The sequence below is a fragment of the Mesorhizobium sp. M0522 genome (genome assembly GCF_040321085.1).
In the GTDB taxonomy this organism is placed as follows: Bacteria; Pseudomonadota; Alphaproteobacteria; order Rhizobiales; family Rhizobiaceae; genus Mesorhizobium.
This window is the reverse complement of the sequence record NZ_JAMYQW010000027.1, coordinates 58417-81156: the sequence shown is the minus strand read 5'-3', so window position 1 is coordinate 81156 and position 22740 is coordinate 58417. Positions and strand designations below refer to the sequence as shown.

The following is a 22740-nucleotide window of genomic DNA, read 5'->3' as shown; positions in this document are numbered from 1 at the left end:
ATTCGACGCGTCGTATAGTCCTTGACTGGCCGAAAATTGTGGCAATCCGGACAGACCCGTCGAAACAGGGTGTAGGTTTTCGCCTCCTAGGTCGCGACCACTGTTTGCAGGGCGGTCATGATCTTCTTGCCATCCTCGATCGACAGGTCAAGGTCTCCGCCACGCGGACGCTCATCGCTTTTGTCGATCCGGACCTCGTTTCGACATCGCCGAATTCGTTCCTGCTCTCGATCGTGATCGTCCATTCCACCGCCATCGCCGCCGCCTTAAACAAAGTAACGGTGATGGCCCAGTCGGCGCTAACAAATCGTGGCCGCGCTCACCCCAGAGAAGTTACCGGTCCCAATGCCTCGATGCCCTCGAGCGCTTCATCCACCGAGTTACTGCGCAAGAACGTTGCTGATCTCGACCAGGTTCGAGCGCACGCGCAACATGTAGAAGCCAATTGTCGTTAGGTGATTCGGCAACAGCCAGCCATCCTCGCGGCCATTGGCGATGATGAAGGGCTGGATGCGCAGCGCCGAGACGAACTGCGAGTCCATCGTGTCCCACAGGCTCTGCAGGTGCTTTTCGTTGATCACGTCCTCGAAATCGGCCTCGGCGCCTTTCATCAGCCCGTAATAGGCATAGAGCTGGCCATAGGCGAACCAGAAGCGATCGTCGGCGCGGAAATCGAACCAGCCATTGTTGTAGTGCTCAGCGCGCTCCTTGAGGATCGCCGAGGTCGAACCGATGTCGGACGAGATGCGGTCGATATACTGCTTGAGATTGTCAGCGCGGGCATCGAACACCGTCTGGCAGGTTTCCAGCCGGGCGTTGAAGGCGCGCAGCTTGCGCACCGCATCGCGATAGTAGCTCGGCGTCGGCGTCTTCGGGCCGAACGGGTTCAGGCCGAAATACCAGGTCTCTTCATCGAACTGCAGATTGCCGCGCGCGTCCTGAAGATCGGCGTCGATCTGCGAAGTGGTGCGCACGCGGCCGAGATTGTCGGCAAGCTCGGTCGCCGTGCGCCGCACCGCCTGGTTGATGCCGCGCTGGAACGAGGCCTTGTTGTCCATCCACGGCGTGTGGTCCCAGTCGATGCCGAACAGGCCGAGCTTGTAGAGGATCATCGACGACACCCAGGCATTCTGGTTGACGTTGAAGTCGGTCAGGTCGGCCGCCAACTGGGCGATCGCCGAATTGCCACAGGTCCTGGCGGCGTCGGTGCCGGCACCGGCGGCGACCTGCTCGCCGGCCGACAGGTTGCGCTTCTCGAATATATAGGTGTCGGGATAGTTCGGGTTGAAATTGTTCCACCACTGGGTGGCGTAGAAGAAATTGGCGTAGAGGCCGATCAGCATCAGCAGCGCCAGGCCGACCACTGCCTTCAGGATCCAGCCGCGCTGCGTATACCAACGCCCGGCCCACACGAACGGCCACAGGATGACGCCGATGGCTAAGCCGATGCCGCGGCCGATCCACTGGAAAATCCGGGTGAAGAAATTCACGATCGGATCAAGCATGGCGATGTCACCCCCTCAGTCAGTCAAGCCGTAGAGGCGCATGCCAAACGCCACCTTGTCTTTCAAATATGTGGTTTTCAGAGCGTCGCGCTGGGTAAGCCATTCTCAGTTTGGAGCCGCATGGTTATCGACATACGATACCTCGCTTGGCCATCTTGCACGCGACCGGCAATTCCGGCGCGCTTTATGAGTTCGCTTGAGTGCACTGTTTGCTTCCATCTGATGTCGATAGATGTTCGCCAAATGCAAGCGGAATTGGTCTCATGACAGCCAGCTTTTCCGGCATAAATCTGTCCTGCCATCCGACGCAGGTTCGCGAGTGTCCGGCCACCAACCACGATCATTTCGTGCCATCGGTGAGAAGCGCCTTGAGTTCTTCGAGCCTGTCGTTGATGAGCCAGCCGTAATAGTTCTCGACGGGCAGGGTGCGGCCGGTCTTGTCGGTCACGGCTTGCCTCAACTCACGTGCACGTCTGCGCGGCTGGCCAACATTGTAGAGCGTGGCGGTGATTCCGGGATTACCGGATATATCGAACCCCTGTTCCCGATAGGCATCGATCGAATCCCGGATGATCGCGGCGATGTAAACAAGACTGCGATCAGGATCCATGACGTCGCGATAGATCGCCTGCGGGCGATCGGGCAACAATCGGGGAAGCTTGCTGACCCGGCTGACCATGTCTGTGACCTGCAGGGCTGCAAGCGGGCTTATCTGTCCCAGGCCGAAGGTCTGCCCCGCATAGAAGGGTTGGAAGAAGGCCCGCTGGAACGTGATGGGTTCGTAGTCGACGCCATCGACCTTGCGACCCCGGAATGTCTCTTCCCAGACCTGGTCACGGCAGCTCCAAATCAGCGCGCTGCTTTCGAGAGAAGAGCAGGATGCGAATTCGGGCCGCTGGACGAATGACTGGACCGGAGTGCCCCTGTAGCTGAAGGAGAACTTCAGATCGGCATAGGCGAGCGCCTTGACGTAATAGGTCTGAACCGAGTCGACCACGCTGATATTGTAGGTGTGCTCTCCGACGAGAGCCGCGACGATGTGGATCGGATCGATGCCATAGGCGAGCGCCGCCTTCCTGATCTTGCCGACGAGTTTGCGGTCGTCCCGTATCAAGGCGGTTATGGCCCGATACTTCTCCTCGTACGTCGTGTTGAATGCCTTGGAACGAAGCGCGGACGCTCTTGGGATCACCGGTTGCTCGGCAAGACGATTGCCCGTCGGGACGACTGTGACAGTCTGCGCCACGGCTGGGGCCGTTCCGACACAAGTTGCAACGATCGTCACCGTCATGAAAAAGGGCTGCAGCTTGGCTGTTGGCATGAGGCTCCGTTGGCAGCCTCCGGCTCCGTGAAGGGATGCAGAGTGTGCCGTCATATGGTCATGGCAGTGTGCTTTCGAGCCTATAACAGAGAGGCGGAGGTTTTGCGAGCCGGCAAGGTGTTCGGATGTTCGGATGCAAGGACGCTGGAAAAAATGTTCGGCATCGCGTTACCTAAGCGCGCCGACGAGAAGATTGTCTTCGCTTAAGATGGAAACCCACCGTCTCGTGTTGTATTCCGCTTGGCGCTTCAGGTAGTGATGGTTCGTCTCGTACCAGGGACGAACCCCAGATTATCGAGAATGAAATCGCCCTTGTCGGTTCGAACCGCCAATAGAGCGTGCCCTTCGCCATCGGACTTGCGCACTGCCGTCAAGAGCAGACTGGAGACGCGAAGGCCTTTCGCGTCAGCGTTCGCCGATTTTCCAGTGCATAATCCTCGCAATCACCCAGATTATCGTCAGGATAGGACCAATATTCTGGAACTCCATTGTGTTCCATGTCGCTCACCGGCTTGACGCGGTGGTTTACGGATACGTTGACGCCTACCAGCGATCGCAAAAGTCATCGGTCATGGTCGGCGAATGCAGGGCAGCTCACATTCATGCGAACAAACGGACGGACAACGCAGCGATCGGTCATTACGAATACTGTCGGAACTATCGCGATGATTGCTCGATCGTCACGCGCGACCCGAAGCCCGTCGAACTGACCCGCTCCTTGTGTGAGACGCTGATCGAAATCAACAACAGGGCCAACACGACGATCATGGCCATGACGGACATAGATACCCGGTGTCGAGGAGAAATGGGAGTATCCCTATAAGGGATTTGGCGACTGCGACGACATCGTGCTGGAAAAACGTCGCGAACTGATGAGACAGGGCGTGCCCCGCAAAACCTTTTGGATAACGGTGGTCAGGCAGTCGAGCGGCGAGGGGCACGCGATGCTGAGCGTCAACACGACCGCCGGTGACTTCATTCTCGACAATCTGGAGCCGAAGGTCCTGCTGTGGTCGGACACCGGATATACCTACCTGAAGCGCCAGTCGCGATCCAACTCCGGCCATTGGGAAGCGATCGAATCCCAACAGAACATTCTCGTCAGCGGCACGAAATAATCTCAGGACGCTGACAGGAGACCGGCGCCAAGAAGCAGAAATATCGAGGCGCCGAGCCCGATCCGATAATAGACGAAGGGTATGTAGCTGCGCGTCGAGACTAGCTTCAGAAAACCCACGATCGCGACATAGCCGACCGCGAAGGACAGCAGGGTGGCCAGCGCGGTCGGACCGGCGCCGACCGGACTGTCTGCCCCCCAACTCGCATAGAGCTGGAAGAAGCCTGAGGCGAGCACGGCAGGTATCGCCAGCAGGAACGAATACCTGGCGGCGGCCTCTCGCGTGTAAGCCATCAGCAGTCCGGCGCTTATAGTGCCTCCCGATCGCGAAACGCCCGGGATGAGGGCCATCGCCTGGGCGGCGCCGAACAGAAAGCCGTCCCGCCAGCCCAGATCGCGCAAAGCCTTGCGCTTGGCGCCCAGCCGGTCGGCGGCCGCGAGAACCAGCGAAGACGATCAACATGGTTGCCGTGAGATAGAGGTTGCGGGCCGGACCTTCGATCAGGTTCTTCAGCAATAGTCCTAGGATGCCGATCGGCAGGGTTCCTATGATCACCAGCCATCCCATGCGGGCATCCGGGTCCAGCCGTTCACGGCGGCCGGCCAGGGAACGCAGCCATGTGGCGATGATGCAGATAATGTCATGGCGGAAATAGATCAGGGCCGCGATCTCGGTCCCGATCTGCGTAATGGCGGTAAATGCGGCGCCGGGATCGCCGGCCGGTGGCAGGAATTCACCAACGATCCGCAAATGCGCGCTTGAGGAGATCGGAAGAAATTCCGTCAGTCCTTGAACCACTCCTAGGATCGCCGCCTCGCTCCACCCGATTTCAGCCAATTGCACTTCCTTTGCGTCCGTCACGATCTTCCGGCAACCTGAACCGACGACTGTCTTGGGTGTCAATCGCGATAGAGCGTTGGGCATAGGTTTTGTTGGCTTTGACGAAACCGTTTGCAAGGACGAGCAGTTTCCTAATTCGGGCTGCGGTGAGAATTTTTGATGAGCACAAATCGGTTCAGTTTCTGAGTGCCTGCGCCGGCGATTGCCGGTATGCAAGCATCGCCGGCACCAGAGCGATCAGACCCGTGACAGCCAATAACACAAGGGCGGACTGCCAGTCCTCGCTGCGGAACTCGACCGGCAATGTAAAGCCGCTGGCTCCGCTCAAGAGGTGCGCACCCGTCCTGGCGGCCGTGTAGCCCAGCCCGAAGCCGAGAAGCACCCCTGCTGCGATGATTGCGAACGTCTCCAGCCAGACGATTTCAAACACCACCGCGCGCGGCGTCCCGAACGCGCGCAAGGCACCAATCTGCCGGCGCCGCTGCATGACGTGAAGGACCACGACAAGCAGGATCGCGGCGGCGACAAGCGCCTGCGCTCCGCCGGCCACCAAGGAAAGCACGCGTCGCGCATCGCCGAGCGTCCCGTACAGCCTCGTCAGCACCTCGCCCGGGAAGATCGCGACGGTCCGATCGTTGCGGTGCGCCTTCGCAGCTTATAGGCGTCAGCGACCGTACGCGGTTTCACCACGATGGCTGGCAGGCCGGGTGTGGATGGATCGAGGACGGCCTCCGGATGGATCGGCTGGTCGAACTCGCTTGTCTCTGCGGCCCCTTGGGCGGCAGCCTGCAGGAGCGGCGATCCTGTTCCCGCCCGATCGCGTTCATGAATGTGCCAGACCGCTTCGATCGGAACGATGACGGCTCGGTCCCAGGCGGTACCGGTCGGCCTCAGCCGTCCCACGACCCCGTAGGTGACATCATTGTGCATTGCGGTCGCCTGGCGGACCTGGCCGTGCGCCGGGTGAAAGCGGCTTCCCATGTTCTTCGCCACGGACGCTCCGACAAGCGCTTCGCCGAGCTTCTCGAACGTGCGTCCTTCGGAGACGCCGCCCAGTCCGTCGACCAGCGCTTGCGTCGTGCCGACGATCGGGAAATCCTCGACGAAATCACCGAACCCGACGGGGGCCGCCCAGGCCACACGTTCGTCCCTGATCAGCCCCGCCAGTACATTGCCCGGCATGAGCGTCAAGGGCGCTGCCTGTAGGAACACGGCGGACAGCAGCAATTGGGTCTCGCTGCCGGGCGCGCCGACTACCAGATCGAAGGCGCCCGCCGCACGTGCGCTACCCAACCGAAGCGCCCGCTCGCCGAGCGTGACAGCGACGCCGAGCGCGGTCGCGAGCGCGATGAGCAGCGCCACCGCAGCCACGCCGATCCAGTGTCGCTTCAAGTCCGCAGCGATAAACCGCAACAAGGGTCATTTCCTTCGCGTGAGGGCGGCCGCAGAACCGGCAGTATGGTTACCTCGGCTGATCGGATTCGCGACCGATCGTGCGCGGACGTCAAAGAAACGCCTCATCATGCGTGGCCGCGGGCTTGCCGGTGTCGCTGACGACGGCGCCAGACTCCAGATGGATCACGCGATCGAGGCCTTCGATGAGGCGTTTTTGGTGGCTCGCCACGATCAGCGTCGCACCCGCCTGGTTGGAGAGTCGCAGCAACAGGTCCGCGACAGAGGCCCCAGAATCGGCATCGAGACTGGCTGTCGGTTCGTCGGCCACGATGATTGCCGGCCGCCCGACCAATGCCCGAGCCACCGCGATCCGCTGCATCTGTCCACGAGACATGGTTTCGACCGGCTGATCGGGACGATCTATATCGACCAGCTCGAGCAACTGCATGCCGTCCGCTCTGAAGTCGGTATTCGAACGGAGCCGCGACAGTCGGCTCGGCAACAGCACGTTATCGAGCGCCGAGAGGCCGGGGAACAGGTGGATCTCCTGCATGACAAGGCCGACATGCATAGCGCGCCAACGGTCGCGACCAGCTTCCGAAAGACCGGAAAGATCGGTCTCGCCCCATCGAACCGAACCCTTCCGAACGCGATCGAGCCCGGTGACGACGTTCAGGAAGGTCGTCTTCCCGCACCCGGACGGACCGGTAACGGCAACCTTTTCGGTTGGCGCGATTTCCAGCGCGGACAGAGCCAGCGCAGGCCTGCCAAGACCCTGAAACGACATCTCAAGGTCACGGATCGTCAAACGGAGCATTTGCGGTTAGGCCGTGCGGAAATGCGCATCGACGATTCGAAGCAGGCTGACGAAGCCGGTTTCCGGGTCGGTCCATGAACCGACCTCCAGCCGCCCGCTCACCTCGATCGGGGCATTGGCCTGCTCGAAGGTCTGCGCCTCGTCGAGGTAGATGACCACGATGTTGTCCGGCCAGTCGGCGTCGGAGGAACAGAACGGGCAAAGCGCCATCGGGGTTTCCGTGAGCACGAAGAAATTCGCCTCGGCCTTGAGCGGCGGCGCCATGAAGCCTTGCATGGAGACTTCCGCTTCCGCGAGCCCTTTCACCTTGTCCGAAAAGCTGAGCCCGAGAACGCTGATCTTTCCATAGAGCTCATCGAAGCCAAGGGTTGCCGTTGCCGTTGCCGTGGAAGCGGAACTCGCGCCAGTCATCTTGACCAGTGCGACGGCCGAGCCAAGCAGCACCAATTTGCGGCGGGTGATCGGGCGCTGTTTCATAAGCGAAACTTGCTTCCGGCGTTCTGCTCCAGGCGCCGTAGCGTCAGGAGCCATGGCGCGACTTGGTTCATCAAGCCAGATCGGCTAAAGTGCATCAGTTCGTTGCCGGCGCAAGAGCCAGGGTATCGGCAAGCACGCGATAGACGTCGCTCTCTTCCATATAGCCCTTGAATTCCTCGGCGCCAGGGCCGGTCGCCTGGAGCACGACATCGTCAACGGCGTGGACGGCCGTGCCGGCCGTCTTCGGCAGATTGCCGACGCGCAGGACCGCTCCCGGAACGTCCTTGTACTTCTCGTTGGCGATGTACTGCTTCGCCCCGTTCTGCACGGCCGGCTCGAACGGACCATCCAGCTTCGGACGGAAGGTTTCGTAGTAGTCGGGAAAGTTGCTGGCGAATATAGCCAGTCGCCGCGTGACGTCCACCTTGTCGGGATAACCGTCGCCGTTCTCGTCGGTGTAGTTCGGGAAGCCCGCATCGGCATAGACGCCGACCTTGTCGCGCATCTCCTCGCCCGGTTTCTGGTCGTCGATGGTACCGATGATCGACACGCCGTGCGTGTGATCGCCCGTGGCGACGATCAGCGTGTCCGGATGCGTCTTGGCGAACTCCATCCCGATGCCGACGGCTTTGTCGAACTCGATGGTCTCGAACAGCGACCGCTCCCAGTCCATCGGATGCGACATCTTGTCGACGGACGCCGCTTCGACCATGAGGAAGAAGCCGTCCTCGTCCTTGGAAAGCTGATCGAGTGCGGTCTGCGTCATCTCGACAAGGCCGGGCTGGTTCGGGAACTTCTCGACGCTGCCCTTCTTGAGGAATTCACGGTCGAGTGTCGTGTCCATGTTGCCGGTGTGGAAAAGGCCGAGGATCTTGCCGGTGTTGGTTCCCTTGGCGGCCACGAGTTCGGTCTTGTCGGTCGCCAATGTGTAACCGGCATCCCTGAACATTGCGATGTAGTCCTTGTCGTCCTTGCGCTTCGAGCCCGGCGTGCTCTGCGGCAGGAAGTAGGCGGAGCCGCCGCCAAGGACGATTTCGGGCTTGACGACGAAGAACATGCCGACAATGTCAGCCTTGTCGGCACGCAGGCGGGTATGGGCGACGACCGCCGCAGGGGTGGCGTCTTCCACCTCGGCGGTTGAGACAACGCCGATCGACTTGTTGCCGGTGCGCCGCAGCGCCTCTGCGATCGTCTCGACCCTGGGGTCGTCAAGGCTGGCCTTGGTGCGATCCGCATAGACGCCGAGCGCGTTGACAGCCGTCTTGTGGCCCGTCATGTAAGCCGACATCGTGTTGGCGCTATCGGTTGAGATCGCATTGGTCGCGGACGTGCCTATGAAGGCCAGGTGATCGAGGGTCGTCCATGTTGAGGCGCCCGTTGGCTTTGCCTTCCGTCATGCCCTTCGACATGATGCGGGCGCCGGTGCGATGCGCGACCGAAAGCCCGTCGCCGAGGAAGAAGATGACGTTCTTGGCCTTGGGCGTTGCCGGGGTGCCGAAAACCTGCCAGCTCACCGACTTCATTTCGTCGCCGGCCTTCGCCTCCAGCTTGTAGGTACCAGGCTGCGAAATGCTGGCTGCGCGGATCAACAGCGCCGAAGCGTCGAAATCTTCTTCCTTCTCGAGGAATTCGAATTTCTTGCCCAACACGGTTTCCGCCGGCTGGCCGTTGGTCGTAACCGTGACTTGGTCGGCGCTAACGACCTTGTCGAACTCGACCTTCACGTCGAAAGGCGACTGCGCCAGGATCGTGGCCCGATCAAGCGGGTAGACCGTCGCTGCCCCCGCAACGGTGTTCAAGCTTGTTGTTATTGCGAGTGCAGCGATAAGACGGTGCATGGCAGGCTCCGGGTGGGTTCACGGACAATGTTCGGCGATGTCCGTGTCAGCGATGTGACATGGCAGGAAACGCGCGCCGACCAAAAACGACGAATTTGCCACGTGTCGACGTCACAGACCACGAACAAGCGGTCATTATTGCGTCCGAGCGATGACAACCGCGACCCATCTTGCGCGTTTCGAGGCGCATGGTGCGCAGCTCGTCTCGGGCTGTCCCTTCATCGGATCGTCGAAGAGCCGACGTTAGCCGGTGCGGGCCTGCAGATAGGAGAGCATGAGGAACTGCGGGGCGGTCACGCAGCTTTGCTGCGCTGATCGGGTCTTGGATTGTCGTTTGCCATGCCCGGATACCATTCCGCGAAGACTGCTTTGAGACTTCCGTCGAATGTCCGGGTGCGGCTATTGCTTCGCCAGTTGCCTCGTGGGCGCTCAACGCGAGGTGCAGTCGTGATCCAAAAGGCGCTCGGCCGCTGAGCTTTCCCAATTGGTCAGGATGTAAAATCCCGGTCTTGCGCCGGCGAGTTCGGCGCCAACGACGACGACATTTACGTGATGCATGGCGCCCCGGGCCTGCGGCAGGCCGGAAGCGATGATGCCGACTACGTTGGTCGTTTCCAAATCCGGCTTGTCGACTGCCTTGATCCAATAGCGTTTCCCCATCAGAGCCAAAGGGAGAAGCTGCCACGGACCTTCCACCTTCGGCCCCTTCAGGACAAGTTTCTTTTCCACCGACACCGCAACGCAATCGATATGGATGTGGAACTGATCCTGGGATCGCTCAGTCCTGGAATTCACAGCCATGGCGATGGCCGTTCGTGGAAGGTGACGTCCGAGGCTCGCCGAGACCTTGCTTCGTGCTTTCCATGCCCGATTCCAGAGTTGGGAACTGCCCTGCCAACGGACAGACGGGGTTTCAAGGCCGGCAACAGCCGTAAGTGGCGTCAACAGAAACTCGGTCCGGTATCGGGGTGATTTAATGAGAGCTGATCCAGGCACGCCCTGCCTGGGCAGGATCACTTCCTCGCAGGGGAAAGCGCTGCCAAGATGCGCTGCGGCAAGAGCGCAGGTCTGCACAACCTGCCAGAGCGCGTTGCGATGCGCTGAAGCGGAGCCGACGTCGGTGACCGCCGCAGTCAGCAACACGATTGTCAAACAGACCACGGCTGCAGCACGGCAGTGCTGGAACAATGGTAACCTGTGAAGGGATTTTATAGCGAGGGGAATGCCCGAGATGAGGTTTTGAGTCCCGGCGCGCAGTCGGCGAAACCGAAACGGTGAAGGTGGAGCGGCTGGGAGCCTCGCGATGGTTCCGATGGGCGACTGCTCTTCTGCCCGATCACTGGTTTGATGACGTTTCGGCATTAAACCTCGCATCCTTGGCCGTGACCGACGTCAGTTCAGATTCTGCGCCCCGCTCAGCGGCCGGATCGAGATTGCTGTCCTTCCCTACTATGGCCTTGTCAGCGCTTCGCGGCACGTCCTCCATCGCATTCTGAAGCATCGAGCGGGTTTCCTGCAGGTCGAGTTCCTTCTCGGCTTGACGTACGGCGTCGTCAAACTGCTTTCGAAAATCGCCCGCAATCCGATTGAATGTCTTCATCATTGCCCCCGCCGATCGCATGACTTTTGGAAGCTCCTCCGGGCCGAAAACAACCAGCGCCACCACGAAGATAACCAACAGGTGGGTCATGCCAAGTCCGAACATCGGTACGTCCTCTCGCGCATATCGCCGGCAGCGACAACCTCTCCGCGGTTTGCGGCGACCGATCCGGTTGAATGCCTCGACCTACGGCGCCAAATCCAACCATCATACCCTCTCGCCTGAGCCATTCCAGTATGCGGCCGCGGGAATGTCGTTCATACTTCGAGCCATGTGGCACCACTCGTCAACCCGAATATCAGGCGCACGTCTGGTAGGGATATTCGCAACCGTGCTCGCAGCAAGCGGACTCCTCGCTGGAGCCGATGGCACAAGGCCCAGAATATTTGAAGCAGGCGCCTACTCCTTTTCCGACGAACTCGGCGGATTCCGGATCATTGCCGCTTCGGGAGCCGGAACAAGGGCCGATCCCGTCGTGATCACCGAGGAACTCGAGTCGGCAAGCCCGGTAACCCTCACCATACGCGCCATCCGGCCGGTTCAGCCATTCGATGCCTCCGGCAACTATGCCACCGGGTTCATTTCCCTAAGGATCGTTGCCCTCAACAACAGCGGTCACGCCTGGGTCGAATTCGAGTTCGAGTTGCAGGAGATTCTCAACCAGCCAAGCGATTCCAGCGACGGGCTTTCGTTCGACCAGGCGCGCCGCGAAACGGATGCAATTCGGTCCGATAGTTTCGCCGAATTCAGTCGTGAATTCGAACCTTATGACCATCTTCTGTTCCGGAAAGGCGAGGTCGATCCGCTGAGCACGGTTTCGTTCTCATTCCTGGTGACTGATTTCACGCCGACTGCGCGGCTCTATCTCGTTCAGGACCCGCGCATTCCCTCAACCTGAACGTGTCGCGCATCATCGCGGCCGTTGGTTCGAACAACGCTGCTCGTCATGCATGCCGGCAGTTTGGCAGGTGTCGTTGGGCGCGGCATGCCGATGGATTTGCTGGTCATTTTGGTCGCTTGGCCGTGCCTTTGATTCGGGCCACAAAATACGGACAACAGGGCAAAAACCGACGCGAACGACGATTGAGGATCGTGAGCGCCCGCGGTACGAGTTCTCCGCCGAGTTACTTGTGAAGCGTTCACACTAGCGACAGTTCCGGATCGTGCTATGATCTTGCGCATGAGGACGATCACGGCCTCTTACATTCTGGTTTTCGCGGCGCTCGCTGCAACGCCCGCGCGGGCCGAATGCCAGTGCCTCGCCAACGGCCACATTTTCCATCACGGCGAAATCCAACGGCCTTGCGGCCTTCAGGTAGCTGCTTGTAAACTCGAAAGAATGCCTCGATGCGCTGTCGTTCGATGGCCGGAAGATCATCGATGGTCTTGACCCCGTCATATTGCGGATCGATATCCGTAGCCGGCACAGCGATGATCTTGTCATCCGCTTCGCCGCCGTCGACCATGTTGAGCACGCCGATGGCGCGGACTTTGATCAGAGCACCGGGCACAACGGGTTCCCGGGTGAAGACAAGCGCATCCAACGGGTCGCCGTCGCCGCCCAACGAACTGGTAACGGAACCATAGCTGGCCGGATAGACGACCGGCATGGACTGATATCGATCGACGACGACATGGCCTGTCTCGGCATCGATCTCATATTTGGTGAAGCTTCCCGCCGGAATCTCGATAACCGTGTAAAATTCGCTGGTGTCTTTCGGCTGCGGAAAATCGAAAGCTGTGACGAATTCGGCGAAAGCGGGCTGCGTGCCCAGCAGGGCCGCAAGCGCCATGACAGTCGGCAAAGCGCGCATGGTTGTCTCCAGAGGTTGGACGGGCAGGGCGCCCTGCATCCGCCTAGCCACCGTATGTGATGGCAGCATTACAGGGTTCCGTTATTGAAATTGGACGACCGTATTTGCACCGATCCTGCGGCGAGCAGAAATGGGCCGAGATAGAGCGCTGACGAGTGATGAGCGTCTATGGGCGTTTGCGTTTATGGGCGTTTAAGAGACGGTGGCCGCTTCAAATGTGCTATTTCAGGCGAGCCCATTTCCGGCAAGGGGATAGCTTGCGTCGTAACTCCTGCCAATCGGGCACGCTACACCCACAACACGCCGTTCGGCGAGAGCTGCCACGTAGACGCCTCGCGGCTCAGTGCGACGTTGTGTGGCAATCATCAAAAAGCAAGTGAAACTCCAACTTCAGTTGAAGTCCTTCGGAGACTACGCCACCTTGACCTTGAATCATTGCCAGGGTTCGAAATTCGTGAACGAAGAGACAACAACACCACGTCCGCTATACTCCACTGAAAGGGCTGCTTCATGTCGGGAATGTCGCGCAGGGGATTCTTGCTGGGCGGCACGGCAGCAGTAGCTGTCGGCGCTGCAGGCGGGCTGATTGCCGGCAGGGCCGTAGCAGCCGATCTGACCTTGCCGGTTTCAGCGATCACTCGGTCGATTTTGCCCGGCACCGTCACCAAAGGGATGATGAGTTTCGGTGCGGGCGGGCCGCCGCCCACTCTGCGTTTATTGCGAGGTAGGCCGTTTTCCATAGACGTGGTCAATGATCTCGACGAAGCGACGAGTGTGCACTGGCATGGATTGCGCATCGCCAATGCCATGGACGGCGTGCCTTATCTCACCCAGCGTCCCATCGCGGCGGGCGAAAGCTTCCGTTACACTCTGATACCGCCGGATGCCGGCACCTATTGGTATCATCCGCATTGCAACACGCTCGATCAGATGGCCCGCGGTCTGACAGGCATGCTTGTTGTCGAAGATGACGAAGATGCCGGTTTCGACCAGGATTTGCCGCTCAATATACGCGACTTCCGTCTCGGCGAAGACGGCCAGTTCATCGAATTGGTCAAGGCACGCAACGCTGCGCGCGGCGGCACGCTGGGTACGGTCTCGACGGTAAATTGGGAAGTCACCCCGATTTACGATCTGCCGGCGGGCAGCCTTGTGCGCCTGCGTTTGGCAGTCACGGATGTCACCCGTATCGGCACTTATGACCTCGATGGCGGAACGGCCAAAGTGATCGCTCTTGATGCCAACCCGCTGCCGCAGCCTGTTGCGCCTCGGGGCATTGTCATCGCGCCCGGCCAGCGCGCCGATGTCGCCCTCCGCGTGCCTGATGGCGAAGACGAGATCGTCAGCCTGAATCTCAGAACAGCCAAGGGACCTCGCGTTCTCGTCCGATTCCGGCCTATCGGCGCCAGCGCGGGGCGGACGCTTGGCGAACTCAAGCCGCTGCGGCCGAATCGCGTACCGGAGCCGGATCTTGCCGATCCCGAGACAATGGACTTCGTCTTTGGCTGGTCGCCCAATGGTGATGCGCCGGCGCCGGGTGTTTGCGGCACGCTCGGCTACACCTTCTGGTCGATCAACCGCGTCGCCTGGCGAGGGGACGCGCCGGGGCCAGTTGATCCGCTCGCGGCTCTAAAACGAGGCAAAAGCTATGTTCTGCGCCTTCGCAACGAAACGCCGAACGATCATCCGATCCATTTGCACGGTATGTCTTTCCGTCTGCTACGCTCCGACAAGCGCAAAATTGCGTCGCTTGTAACAGATACGGCCCTTCTTAAATCGCAAGAAGTGATGGAAGTGGCGTTGGTCGCTGACAATCCGGGTAATTGGGCATTCCATTGCCACGTCATTGAACATCAGAAGAGCGGCCTGACCGGTTATTTGCGTGTGGAATGACGCGGTCCTCATCCAGGGTTGCGTTGCCGAGGCCGTGAGAGGGTCGAAATTGGGCGAGGCGGAGCGTCCGAGTTCTCGCCGCACTAATGGCGCTACTGCTCACGGGCGCCGGAGCGGCCGGCGACGGGTGCTTATCTGTGCATCTGATCGAGCCTCTGCTGAGTGGCCTCCCGGGCTCGCTCGCCAACGCCGGTTCCCATGCCACCGCGGTCGCGATTGCGTTCGTCATCATCACGGCGCTGTAGCTCATGCTGGGCGATCTGGCGCCCGCTCCGGATCGTGCTATGATTTCGCATGAGGACGTTCCATGCCTCTTGCATCCTGGTTTTCGTGGCGCTTGTTGCAACGCCCGCGCGGGCAGAATGTCAGTGCCTCGCCAACGGCCGGACGTTCCATCACGGTGAATTCGCCTGTCTGCGATTGCCGTCTGGACCGGAACTCGCGCAATGCGACATGGTTCTCAACATTTCGTCATGGAAAAAAATTCAGAGCGGCTGCCCGGAGGCGACAGCGCCATTGAGCGTGCTCGTCGAAGGGGGCGAGCAGCAATCAGGCGAAGCCGGACACAAAGCCTTAACAACGACGAACACTCCGACCTAAGACGAAGAGCAGGCTGCGCATCAGCCACAGAGATCTCTTTCGGCAAGGCGTCAACTTTGGGGTGAACTGTTACACTACCGTCACTTGATTGCGCTGACCAGCGGGTTGTCGCCATCGAGGGAGACCCAGCGCCCCGTGTCGGTGCCGGCTTGCCTCTTCAGGAAGCGGTAGCCGGTCTGGTCCCAGCGGCGCACCGTGTCGGTGAGGTTGTCGAGGATGAAGTCGCCCGTGTCGGTACGAACAGTCAGCACTGCATGACCCTCGCCGTCGGGCTTGCGAACAACCGTCATCAGCAGATCCGACACAGGAATGCCGCTGTTTATCAGACGGCGACGCTTTTCCAGCGCATAGTCTTCGCAATCGCCGAAACCACTGTCCGGATAAGCCCAGAATTCGTCCTGTCCGTACTGGTCGAGATCGCTCATCGGCTTGACGTTGTTGTTGACCGTCAGGTTAACGCTCGTAATCTGCCGCCAGAGTTTTCCGGTCATGTGCTCCGGACCATTGTCGCGTGAGCGGATCTCACATTCGGCCCGATGGGATTTGCAGAAATCGTAGTGACCGATCGGCTGCGAGGTAAAGCCACCGATCGGCATCGACTGTGAAGCCGTCGCCGCCGACCACGTGGACATTATCGCAATGATTGCAACGACCGCACCGCCGCCCAACCGAACGCACAACCGCACTCGTGAGGAACTCATCCGACCCGCCCAACCACCTTTGTTAAGAATGAGTTAAGGTCGATCCCGTGGGTTCTGTCAATCAGAGCGGGAGGAAGATCCTTCTGAATGGTTACTCGCGCCGTGTGCGTTGCTCGGCCGCTACACGTCTGCACGATTTCCGTTTCCTGCGCGGCAGGTCTTTGCCAGAGGGACCGATATGGTGAGATGTCAACCGTCGGTCACGCTTGGTGCGAATTGGAAAGTGATGAATGAGCCTCGATGAGGTCACGCAAGCGACGATCGCGTTTATCCGGATGCATGAAGCATGGGGTGTTCCGCTGGTGCTCGTGCTGGCCTTTGGGGAATCGCTGGCGTTCATCTCTCTGTTGTTGCCTGCAACCGTGATCCTGATCGGTGTCGGTTTTCTCATCGGCGAAAGCGGTATCGCATTCTGCCCCTGTGGCTTGCCGCCGCCATTGGGGCGGCATTGGGGGACTGGCTGTCCTTCTGGATCGGCACGCGGTTGGGAAACGGGGTTTCGCACCATTGGCCCCTGTCACGTTATCCAAACCTCATTCCGCGCGGTCACCTGTTCTTCGAGCGATGGGGGGTGGCCGGGGTGTTCTTTGGGCGCTTCTTCGGTCCTTTGCGCGCATCCGTGCCATTGGCGGCGGGCATCTGTAAGATGCCCGCCTTGACGTTTCAGATTGCCAACATCACCTCAGCCTTCGTCTGGGCCACAGGTATTCTGGCTCCCGGCGCCTTCGGCCTCAAATGGCTGCAGGCGTGGATTTGATGGGCACCAAAGGCGGACCGTCATTGTCTGCCTCTGGCAAGGGCAGGAATCAATCGTAGGCGGCGCGAACGGGTATGCTCCCCAGTTCAGTTCGAGTTCGAATTTCGAAGGCGAAACAATCCGCAACTCAAGAGAATTAGGCACGGTTTCGTCTTGAACTCGTAGCTGGTTCCTTTGACGCCGCTGGCGCAACCATAGGAGCCAGCTCGCCGCCGCTACTCGAGGCCAGATTTGCAGATTTCTAGTGCGACAAAAGGACAGGCAGGCGCAGATCGCCCAGAACGCCCTTGGTTGCGCCACCCACGACAAAATCTCTCATCCGGGAATGGCCGTACGCACCCATGACAAGCAGATCGGCGCCCATGCCGACAGCGCGCTCCTGAAGCGTAACGCCAATGGGGCGATCTTCCGCATCGATTGAGACTCCCTCAGCGGGAAGGCCACGCATTCTCAGGCTTAAAGCAAGGCTTTCGCCAATATCGCGCAGCGGCTTTTCGATTGTCACCGTCAGTACGGTTATCTTTGCCGCACATTGCAGAAACTCATACGCGTCGGCAACGGCCCGGGCCGCAACGCGACTCCCATCCCAAGCGATGATAACATGATCGATTGCACCAACATTTGCGCTTTCCGGCAGAATTATGGTCGGTCGGCCCGAACCAAACAGAACCGCGTCAACGGTCATGCGCGCAGTCTGGTTATTTGGCTCCAACCCAATCAAAGCAAAATCGAAATAGCGTGACTTCACTGCCGCAACATCGCTGACAGATGCCGGCTGAACAGCAATCTCCTCGGTTGTCAGGGACGATCCGACACGTGCCGCTTCAGCTTTCAATGCCTCCAGCAAATCGAGCCCGTGCTTGCGGCTGGTCGCTTCTGTCTCCCGGATCATTTCGGGAAGGTTGATCAAGTATCTCGACACCGGGTTGGAAATACCCGGGATATCGACATTGATCGTTAATGCGTGAAGCGCCGCGCCAATGTGCTTGACCACCGCGATTGCGTTTAAGGCGATTTTGGTGGAATTCGCTTCCGGATACGTCACCAGAGGAAGTAAGGCAATCTTATTCATTAAACCTCAGCTCCATGATTTCGGTCGCTGTCGAGCGACCAATGGCCCAACGCGTGTTACATACCTCAAGCCTCCTACTTCAGCCCGCCAAAAAACTCAGACGACCGAGGTTCGCTATCGCCTACCTCGATATTCCAAGGCGATCTTGCGCCGCATCGATTCCGTCCTGAACGGTCGTGGCTATAATGGCAGGCATCGATGACGAGAAATGTCAACAAAGATTAGCCCGTTTGTTGCCATGAGCGCAGTGGCGCCCGCAAGCATTGTTTTGACAGTAGCGGCAGCCGAGGATGTGGCGGAAACTCCGCTGTTCACGATCCGCGCCGGGGACCATCGGGGTTTGACATCTGGGGATCCGCGTTCTGCGATCATCCTTCCTGAATCCGGATACCGGCCAAACCTGGATGCCTAGCGAAGCTGTAACGCAGCCTGGCGCAACCGACGCGCCAGTGTTGTGGTCCCTACATTATGTCCGGCAGGCTCCAAGCAGACACAAGAGCGGGAGGGGTTGAAGCTGTCGATCGCGCGCTTTCGATCCTCGGGTGCTTCACAGAGCGCGACGAAGGTTTAAGCTTGGCCGAGATTTCTTCTAGAACAGGCCTCTACAAAAGCACGATCCTTCGGTTAACGGAATCCCTTGTCCGGAGTGGCTACATTGTTCGCATGGCGGACAAGCGCTTTGCTGCCGGCCCTACGCCGATGATATTGGGCTCATTCTACCCTCGTCGTTTTAAGATGGAGGCCTTCGTTCGGCCTCTCCTTTTGAGCCTTGTTGAACAGGCGAATGAAAGCGCATCGTTTTTTCGAAAGGAGGGAAATCGCAGCATTTGCCTGTTTCGTGCAGACTGTCGCCATTTGATCCGGGATCAAATCCGAGAGGGCGATGTGCTTTCGCTTGACCATCATGCAGCTGGCCAAGTGCTTGCTCGGTTTAGTCTCGCTAAGCCTAGAATGCGAATAGCTCTTATGGCGAAGATTCCGTTTGTATCGCTCGGGGAGGGAGATTCTGAAACAGCGACGATGGCCGTACCGGTTTTTTCAGGCAGCGAGGGCTTGGCCGGAGCGCTGGCTGTTTCTGGACCGCTGACCAGATTTACACCGGAAAAGCTGGTCAACATGAGACCGCTTTTGCTGGAATTTGACGAACGCCTATCGACATCCCTTGCGAGTAGCCAATATTTACAAGCGCGCTCATAGAATGGTCGTCACTAGAGCGTGTGTGCCCAAGGGCACGGGAGCAGCAGTTGGGGCGGATTGTGGCCTTCTTGCCTTTGAAAGCGGTTAAGCGTGATGACAAGCGAGGCTCCAAATCGGCTACTCTGCTCGATTCATGGCAAGCGGCCCCGCCAAACATAATTGGAATCGACATCGGGCGCTTGAGGACATGACTGCCAGTGAGCGTCCGAGCAACAACGCGCACAATCAAAGCGATAGTGGCGATCTGATCCGCCGGGCGGTGGCTGCTTTCAATTCCGGTAGTCACGACCAAGCGATGCATCTGTGCGCATTGGGCCTGGGGCAGCACCCGGGCGATCCAGCGCTTTGCCATCTTCTGGCGGCGGTCCTGTTCGCAAGGGCAGACATGCCGGGGGCTCGTGCGCGCATCGAAGCGAGCCTTGCCGTTCGCCCGGACAATGTGCCTGCCTTGATTCTGGCATGCAGGATTGCCCGGGCCGAAGGCAGGTTTGAAGCGGCGTTGCAACAGCTGGATCGCGCAGCCAAGCTATCATTGCAGGCGGAAATCCTCATCGAGCGAGCACGTACCCTTGATCAGGCAGGCGACGCCCCGGCCGCGCGCGAATGCTGGACACTTGTCTTGCAGCGGGATCCGAAATCCCAGGAGGCAGCGGCGCGCCTCGGGCGCCTTGCCTGGCAACGCGGTGCGCCTGCCGAAGCGGAGGGCTTCCTCGAACGCGCTGTCGCCGGCGGTGGGCATCCGGCTGCGTGGTTTGACCTCGGGCTGGTGCGTCAGGACATGCGCAAGTTCGGCAGCGCCGCTCAAGCCTATCGGCGGGTGGTGAAGATGAGCCCGGACGCCCCGGAAGCTGCCGTCAATCTGGGTGTCGTCCTGCAGGAAGTCGGCGACCTCGACGGGCCATGGCTGCGTATTCGATTGCCTACAGTCTGCGCCCATCCACGTTCGGCGTCATCGCCATGGCACTCACATCGGCGTCCAGCGGCCGGCTATGGCTTGATGAGGAAGCGCTGCGTCGCTCACTCGCTGGTGGAGCGTCCCCGCCTGGCGCGAAACCGCTTGCGGTACACACCGGGCGTTGACAGGATATCGGCGACCGTCTGCGCATACGATGCCTGCCGCTTTTCATCGAACACCTCGTATTCCAGCTGCGGCTCAACCCGTGGAACCGCAAAGCACTGCGCGACCGGGGTTCCTTTCCTGAGCAAGCCGGAAAACTCGGGCTCAGTCCAGACCGCCGGGAAATTAATGCCCCCATCGTTGAACCGGTCGGAATCCACCAGGCCCGTCACCAGCCTGAAGGGCAGATCGTCGCGATTGACCGGATGCGTCGCGAACAGCGACCAGCCGTCCTCGACCTGTATGGTCCACAAGCTGTTGAATTTGAGGGCGGCTTGACCGGGAGTGGCAAACGGGCTGCCTGCGAGTTGCCCCGGCGTGTGGAAGCTCAAAGGCGCTCGGGGGTGGTTCCCGGTGACCGGGTCCGGAATCTGCCAGTCCTAGGAAAAGGTCCCTTTGTCGGCGACGACGTCGCACGGCAGGAGGATCATGAAGCCATAGGTCATCGCATCGATAACGGGCGGGCACTGCTTGAGCGTGCGAATGTCGCGGCCGTGGATCGCCGAAAAGGAAGTAGCGGGCATTGTGCGCAGCCAATCCGGCAACGCGCCGCGCGCGAGGATCGGGCGTGGCAAATGCTCGACCAACATTGGATCACATCGGAAAATGACACGCATCGTCGCCTCCCGGCATTGCGATACCACGATTGCCGATCACACTCCAAGCGGCGATAAGGCAAGGGCAATGCTCCGTTGACACTTTGGACAAGTTGGCGAGTTTTTTTAATACAGGCGAAACCCATCCGTCCGCTAGCCCAAGCCGTTCCAAAGGCCATCAGGGAAGGGAGCCACGCAGGCAACCAACTGCCGCGTCATCATGACTAACGGCAGAATCACCACCACGACTGCCGGGTTTGCGGGATAAAGCAAGGGCGCCGCCGAGCAACCACGCAAAAATGAAAATGACGACGCCTGTCTTGCAGGAATCCGGGCATTCTTACTCCGATGTTTCTTGCCGCCCCGTGGGAGAGTTCCTTCGTGCGAGCAGTTTGTCGATCCGCCGGCCATCCATGTCCACGATCTCGAAGTGCCAGCCGCCATAATCAAAATGTTCCCCGACCTCAGGCAGATGCCCTAGTCGAAACAGGGCAAATCCTGCGATCGTATGGAAGTCGCCTTCAGTTGGCCGTGCTCGAAAACCAAGGCGATCGAAGGCGTCCTGGGCCGACATCATACCATCCACGAGAAGGGAGCCGTCTTCACGCTCGACGATATCCGGCTCTTCGCCTTCGATGTTGGGCAGGTCGCCGGCGATGGCTTCGAGCAAATCGGTCTGGGTAACAATTCCTTCCAGACTTCCGTACTCGTCGAGGACCATTGCTATGCGGACGGGCGCCTTCCTGAACTGCTCCAGCACTTTGAAAATCGGCGTTGATTCATGAACGACGAGCGGCTCACGGATGATCGCCATCGGATCGAGAACCTGCCCGTCAAGAACCTGGTCGAGCATGTCCTTCTTCAGAACCATGCCGAGCAGTTCATCGATACCGCCCTTGCCGACAAGGAGCTGCTCATGGCGGCAATCGCGGATCGTACGAAGAATCTCGGTTCGGTCATCATTCACGTCGATCCAGTCGATATCCGGCCGAGGCGTCATGATGTCACTGATGCGGCGCTCGCCGATATTGAAGACCCGCTCGACCATCTCCCGCTGCGCCTGCTGCAACAGCCCGCCTTCCTGACTGGCCGAGATCAGAAGCTTCAGCTCGTCTGGCGAGTGCAATGAATCCTCACCGGTTCCCGGGCGCAGGCCGCAGAGTCGCAGAACGAGGTTGCCGAGACCATTCAGCATTAGAATCGCCGGCCTGAGCAGAAAGAGGAACAGACCGAGCGGACGCACGACCCAGAGCGCAGTGTCTTCGCTGCGCTGGAGCGCCAGACTCTTTGGTGCGAGCTCGCCAAGCACGATGTGAAGCGCGGTGATGATGATGAAAGCGATCGCGACGGCGACAGTGTGTGAGCCCGCAGTCGCCAACGACCCCAGCAGCCCGATCAAGAGAGGCTCGACGAGATGCGCGAGAGCAGGTTCGCCGATCCAGCCGAGCGCCAGCGATGAAATGGTGATGCCGAGCTGGGTCGCCGCCAGATTGGCATCGAGATTGTCGACGGCCCGCTGGAGCGCTGCCGCGTTCAGCCGCCCAGCCGCAGCGAGTTCGGCAACTCGGCTTCGGCGCACGGCGACCAGGGAAAACTCGGCGGCGACAAAGAAGCCGTTTGCGGCCACGAGTAGGAGAACCGACAAGATTCCAAGAATGTCGCTCAAACTGCCATCGCCTGTCGGCATGATATCCTCTTAATGACGCAATTGGATACGTCTCTGAAGCGCAAATGATGGCATTGCGCAATCGCTATCAGCATCACGATCGCCAGAAGCATAATCCCCTGATGGCGATGGTGGTGCATCTACTAGCGACTGATCACGGTGCGGTCGAATACGTTGAATGCGGCAAAGTGCGTGGTCCAGCCGTGGCTTGCAGCGCGGGTCATGTACCGACGCGCCGCGTTCTTGGCGTGGATGCGCAGATCAACATGAAGGCAGACGCCATCACGCAGCCCGTCGATAAAGCTCAAATGATTGGACAGCTTAAACTGCTGACGGTAACAGGGCTGAAGCCAACGCGTGATCTGCAGATGATGTCAAGCGCCTCTCCGCAAAGAGGTGACGCTTGATAGGCGGCT

General features: G+C 59.7%; 20 protein-coding genes and 6 pseudogenes. 9 read left to right on the top strand and 17 right to left on the bottom strand.

Annotation, left to right across the window (positions count from 1 at the left end; genetic code table 11):
* Positions 1-86: 86 nt before the first annotated feature.
* The 4 genes and pseudogenes from NKI58_RS24895 to NKI58_RS24880 form a co-directional block, all read right to left on the bottom strand.
* Complete coding sequence (locus tag NKI58_RS24895) at positions 87-245, bottom strand: hypothetical protein (RefSeq protein ID WP_023680935.1); 159 nt, start codon at positions 243-245, stop codon at positions 87-89.
* A gap of 135 nt (positions 246-380) precedes the next feature.
* Positions 381-1505 carry a DUF2333 family protein gene (locus tag NKI58_RS24890; protein WP_352495674.1) on the bottom strand — a complete coding sequence of 375 codons (1125 nt, stop codon included), beginning with the start codon at positions 1503-1505 and terminating at the stop codon, positions 381-383.
* A 340-nt stretch (positions 1506-1845) separates the two neighbouring features.
* Complete coding sequence (locus NKI58_RS24885; RefSeq protein WP_031213457.1) at positions 1846-2796, bottom strand: DUF1402 family protein; 951 nt, start codon at positions 2794-2796, stop codon at positions 1846-1848.
* A gap of 278 nt (positions 2797-3074) precedes the next feature.
* A pseudogene (locus tag NKI58_RS24880) lies at positions 3075-3325 on the bottom strand (transglutaminase-like cysteine peptidase).
* Here NKI58_RS24880 and NKI58_RS24875 point away from each other — a divergent pair.
* Together NKI58_RS24875 and NKI58_RS24870 are read left to right on the top strand one after the other, a co-directional pair.
* Positions 3317-3649: a transglutaminase-like cysteine peptidase gene (locus NKI58_RS24875; protein ID WP_156937521.1), complete on the top strand. Its 333-nt coding sequence runs from the start codon at positions 3317-3319 to the stop codon at positions 3647-3649. The pseudogene NKI58_RS24880 and the gene NKI58_RS24875 overlap by 9 nt on opposite strands.
* Before the next feature lie 25 nt (positions 3650-3674).
* A complete protein-coding gene (locus tag NKI58_RS24870; protein ID WP_023680915.1) occupies positions 3675-3944 on the top strand; it encodes a transglutaminase-like cysteine peptidase in 270 nt (89 codons plus the stop codon).
* Between the two features lie 2 nt (positions 3945-3946).
* On the opposite strand, the pseudogene NKI58_RS24865 reads toward NKI58_RS24870, so the two are convergent.
* The 7 genes and pseudogenes from NKI58_RS24865 to tatB all read right to left on the bottom strand — a co-directional run bounded on the left by NKI58_RS24865 (position 3947) and on the right by tatB (position 11016).
* Positions 3947-4772: pseudogene (locus NKI58_RS24865) on the bottom strand (undecaprenyl-diphosphate phosphatase).
* A gap of 187 nt (positions 4773-4959) precedes the next feature.
* Positions 4960-6200: pseudogene (locus NKI58_RS24860) on the bottom strand (ABC transporter permease).
* Between the two features lie 88 nt (positions 6201-6288).
* Positions 6289-6966: an ABC transporter ATP-binding protein gene (locus NKI58_RS24855; RefSeq protein ID WP_348625954.1), complete on the bottom strand. Its 678-nt coding sequence runs from the start codon at positions 6964-6966 to the stop codon at positions 6289-6291.
* Positions 6967-7002: 36 nt separating this feature from the next.
* Entirely contained in the window at positions 7003-7473 is a 471-nt protein-coding gene (locus NKI58_RS24850; RefSeq protein WP_023680213.1) for a hypothetical protein, read from the bottom strand.
* A 94-nt stretch (positions 7474-7567) separates the two neighbouring features.
* Positions 7568-9311 (bottom strand): annotated as a pseudogene (locus tag NKI58_RS24845) (alkaline phosphatase).
* Positions 9312-9740: 429 nt separating this feature from the next.
* Positions 9741-10673, bottom strand: a complete 933-nt coding sequence (locus NKI58_RS24840; RefSeq protein ID WP_198023650.1) for a CDP-diacylglycerol diphosphatase — start codon at positions 10671-10673, stop codon at positions 9741-9743.
* Positions 10648-11016 (bottom strand): Sec-independent protein translocase protein TatB, encoded by a 369-nt coding sequence (gene tatB / locus NKI58_RS24835; protein WP_023680209.1) that lies wholly within the window; start codon positions 11014-11016, stop codon positions 10648-10650. The genes NKI58_RS24840 and tatB overlap by 26 nt, the downstream gene beginning before the upstream one ends.
* A gap of 226 nt (positions 11017-11242) precedes the next feature.
* Between tatB and NKI58_RS24830 the strand changes: the two genes are divergently transcribed.
* Positions 11243-11809 (top strand): hypothetical protein, encoded by a 567-nt coding sequence (locus NKI58_RS24830; protein ID WP_023680208.1) that lies wholly within the window; start codon positions 11243-11245, stop codon positions 11807-11809.
* Between the two features lie 292 nt (positions 11810-12101).
* Here the strand turns inward: NKI58_RS24830 and NKI58_RS24825 are convergent, their stop codons facing one another.
* Positions 12102-12764 (bottom strand): inorganic diphosphatase, encoded by a 663-nt coding sequence (locus NKI58_RS24825; protein WP_023680207.1) that lies wholly within the window; start codon positions 12762-12764, stop codon positions 12102-12104.
* 498 nt (positions 12765-13262) lie between these two features.
* Between NKI58_RS24825 and NKI58_RS24820 the strand changes: the two genes are divergently transcribed.
* Together NKI58_RS24820 and NKI58_RS24815 are read left to right on the top strand one after the other, a co-directional pair.
* A complete protein-coding gene (locus NKI58_RS24820) occupies positions 13263-14618 on the top strand; it encodes a multicopper oxidase family protein (RefSeq protein WP_352853812.1) in 1356 nt (451 codons plus the stop codon).
* Between the two features lie 294 nt (positions 14619-14912).
* Entirely contained in the window at positions 14913-15218 is a 306-nt protein-coding gene (locus tag NKI58_RS24815; RefSeq protein WP_352853810.1) for a hypothetical protein, read from the top strand.
* Between the two features lie 80 nt (positions 15219-15298).
* Here the strand turns inward: NKI58_RS24815 and NKI58_RS24810 are convergent, their stop codons facing one another.
* A complete protein-coding gene (locus NKI58_RS24810) occupies positions 15299-15919 on the bottom strand; it encodes a transglutaminase-like cysteine peptidase (RefSeq protein WP_031213004.1) in 621 nt (206 codons plus the stop codon).
* A gap of 230 nt (positions 15920-16149) precedes the next feature.
* Between NKI58_RS24810 and NKI58_RS24805 the strand changes: the two are divergent.
* Positions 16150-16676 (top strand): annotated as a pseudogene (locus tag NKI58_RS24805) (DedA family protein).
* A gap of 241 nt (positions 16677-16917) precedes the next feature.
* Here the strand turns inward: NKI58_RS24805 and NKI58_RS24800 are convergent.
* On the bottom strand, positions 16918-17748 hold the full coding sequence (locus tag NKI58_RS24800; RefSeq protein WP_023680201.1) for a universal stress protein: 831 nt from the start codon (positions 17746-17748) through the stop codon (positions 16918-16920).
* A 468-nt stretch (positions 17749-18216) separates the two neighbouring features.
* On the opposite strand from NKI58_RS24800, the gene NKI58_RS24795 reads away from it, so the two are divergent.
* Together NKI58_RS24795 and NKI58_RS24790 are read left to right on the top strand one after the other, a co-directional pair.
* Complete coding sequence (locus tag NKI58_RS24795; protein ID WP_031213001.1) at positions 18217-18945, top strand: IclR family transcriptional regulator; 729 nt, start codon at positions 18217-18219, stop codon at positions 18943-18945.
* A 133-nt stretch (positions 18946-19078) separates the two neighbouring features.
* Positions 19079-19762, top strand: a pseudogene (locus NKI58_RS24790) (tetratricopeptide repeat protein); the annotation flags it as partial.
* Positions 19763-19962: 200 nt separating this feature from the next.
* Here NKI58_RS24790 and NKI58_RS24785 read toward each other — a convergent pair.
* From NKI58_RS24785 to NKI58_RS24775, 3 genes are all read right to left on the bottom strand, one after another.
* Positions 19963-20394 (bottom strand): hypothetical protein, encoded by a 432-nt coding sequence (locus tag NKI58_RS24785; RefSeq protein WP_352853821.1) that lies wholly within the window; start codon positions 20392-20394, stop codon positions 19963-19965.
* Between the two features lie 48 nt (positions 20395-20442).
* Positions 20443-20652 carry a hypothetical protein gene (locus NKI58_RS24780; RefSeq protein WP_023680196.1) on the bottom strand — a complete coding sequence of 70 codons (210 nt, stop codon included), beginning with the start codon at positions 20650-20652 and terminating at the stop codon, positions 20443-20445.
* A 346-nt stretch (positions 20653-20998) separates the two neighbouring features.
* Entirely contained in the window at positions 20999-22345 is a 1347-nt protein-coding gene (locus NKI58_RS24775) for a hemolysin family protein (RefSeq protein ID WP_023680195.1), read from the bottom strand.
* A 44-nt stretch (positions 22346-22389) separates the two neighbouring features.
* Between NKI58_RS24775 and NKI58_RS24770 the strand changes: the two genes are divergently transcribed.
* Positions 22390-22731 carry a hypothetical protein gene (locus NKI58_RS24770; RefSeq protein ID WP_352718456.1) on the top strand — a complete coding sequence of 114 codons (342 nt, stop codon included), beginning with the start codon at positions 22390-22392 and terminating at the stop codon, positions 22729-22731.
* Positions 22732-22740: the final 9 nt, after the last annotated feature.

What these genes read in the sequence shown, in the direction of transcription:
- NKI58_RS24895 (WP_023680935.1), bottom strand. Translation starts at nt 245, where the DNA reads ATGGACGATCACGATCGAGAGCAGGAACGAATTCGGCGATGTCGAAAC.
- NKI58_RS24890 (WP_352495674.1), bottom strand. Translation starts at nt 1,505, where the DNA reads ATGCTTGATCCGATCGTGAATTTCTTCACCCGGATTTTCCAGTGGATC.
- NKI58_RS24885 (WP_031213457.1), bottom strand. Translation starts at nt 2,796, where the DNA reads ATGACGGTGACGATCGTTGCAACTTGTGTCGGAACGGCCCCAGCCGTG.
- NKI58_RS24855 (WP_348625954.1), bottom strand. Translation starts at nt 6,966, where the DNA reads ATGTCGTTTCAGGGTCTTGGCAGGCCTGCGCTGGCTCTGTCCGCGCTG.
- NKI58_RS24850 (WP_023680213.1), bottom strand. Translation starts at nt 7,473, where the DNA reads ATGAAACAGCGCCCGATCACCCGCCGCAAATTGGTGCTGCTTGGCTCG.
- NKI58_RS24840 (WP_198023650.1), bottom strand. Translation starts at nt 10,673, where the DNA reads ATGCCGAAACGTCATCAAACCAGTGATCGGGCAGAAGAGCAGTCGCCC.
- tatB (WP_023680209.1), bottom strand. Translation starts at nt 11,016, where the DNA reads ATGTTCGGACTTGGCATGACCCACCTGTTGGTTATCTTCGTGGTGGCG.
- NKI58_RS24825 (WP_023680207.1), bottom strand. Translation starts at nt 12,764, where the DNA reads ATGCAGGGCGCCCTGCCCGTCCAACCTCTGGAGACAACCATGCGCGCT.
- NKI58_RS24815 (WP_352853810.1), top strand. Translation starts at nt 14,913, where the DNA reads ATGAGGACGTTCCATGCCTCTTGCATCCTGGTTTTCGTGGCGCTTGTT.
- NKI58_RS24810 (WP_031213004.1), bottom strand. Translation starts at nt 15,919, where the DNA reads ATGAGTTCCTCACGAGTGCGGTTGTGCGTTCGGTTGGGCGGCGGTGCG.
- NKI58_RS24800 (WP_023680201.1), bottom strand. Translation starts at nt 17,748, where the DNA reads ATGAATAAGATTGCCTTACTTCCTCTGGTGACGTATCCGGAAGCGAAT.
- NKI58_RS24795 (WP_031213001.1), top strand. Translation starts at nt 18,217, where the DNA reads ATGTCCGGCAGGCTCCAAGCAGACACAAGAGCGGGAGGGGTTGAAGCT.
- NKI58_RS24780 (WP_023680196.1), bottom strand. Translation starts at nt 20,652, where the DNA reads ATGTTGGTCGAGCATTTGCCACGCCCGATCCTCGCGCGCGGCGCGTTG.
- NKI58_RS24775 (WP_023680195.1), bottom strand. Translation starts at nt 22,345, where the DNA reads ATGCCGACAGGCGATGGCAGTTTGAGCGACATTCTTGGAATCTTGTCG.
- NKI58_RS24770 (WP_352718456.1), top strand. Translation starts at nt 22,390, where the DNA reads ATGATGGCATTGCGCAATCGCTATCAGCATCACGATCGCCAGAAGCAT.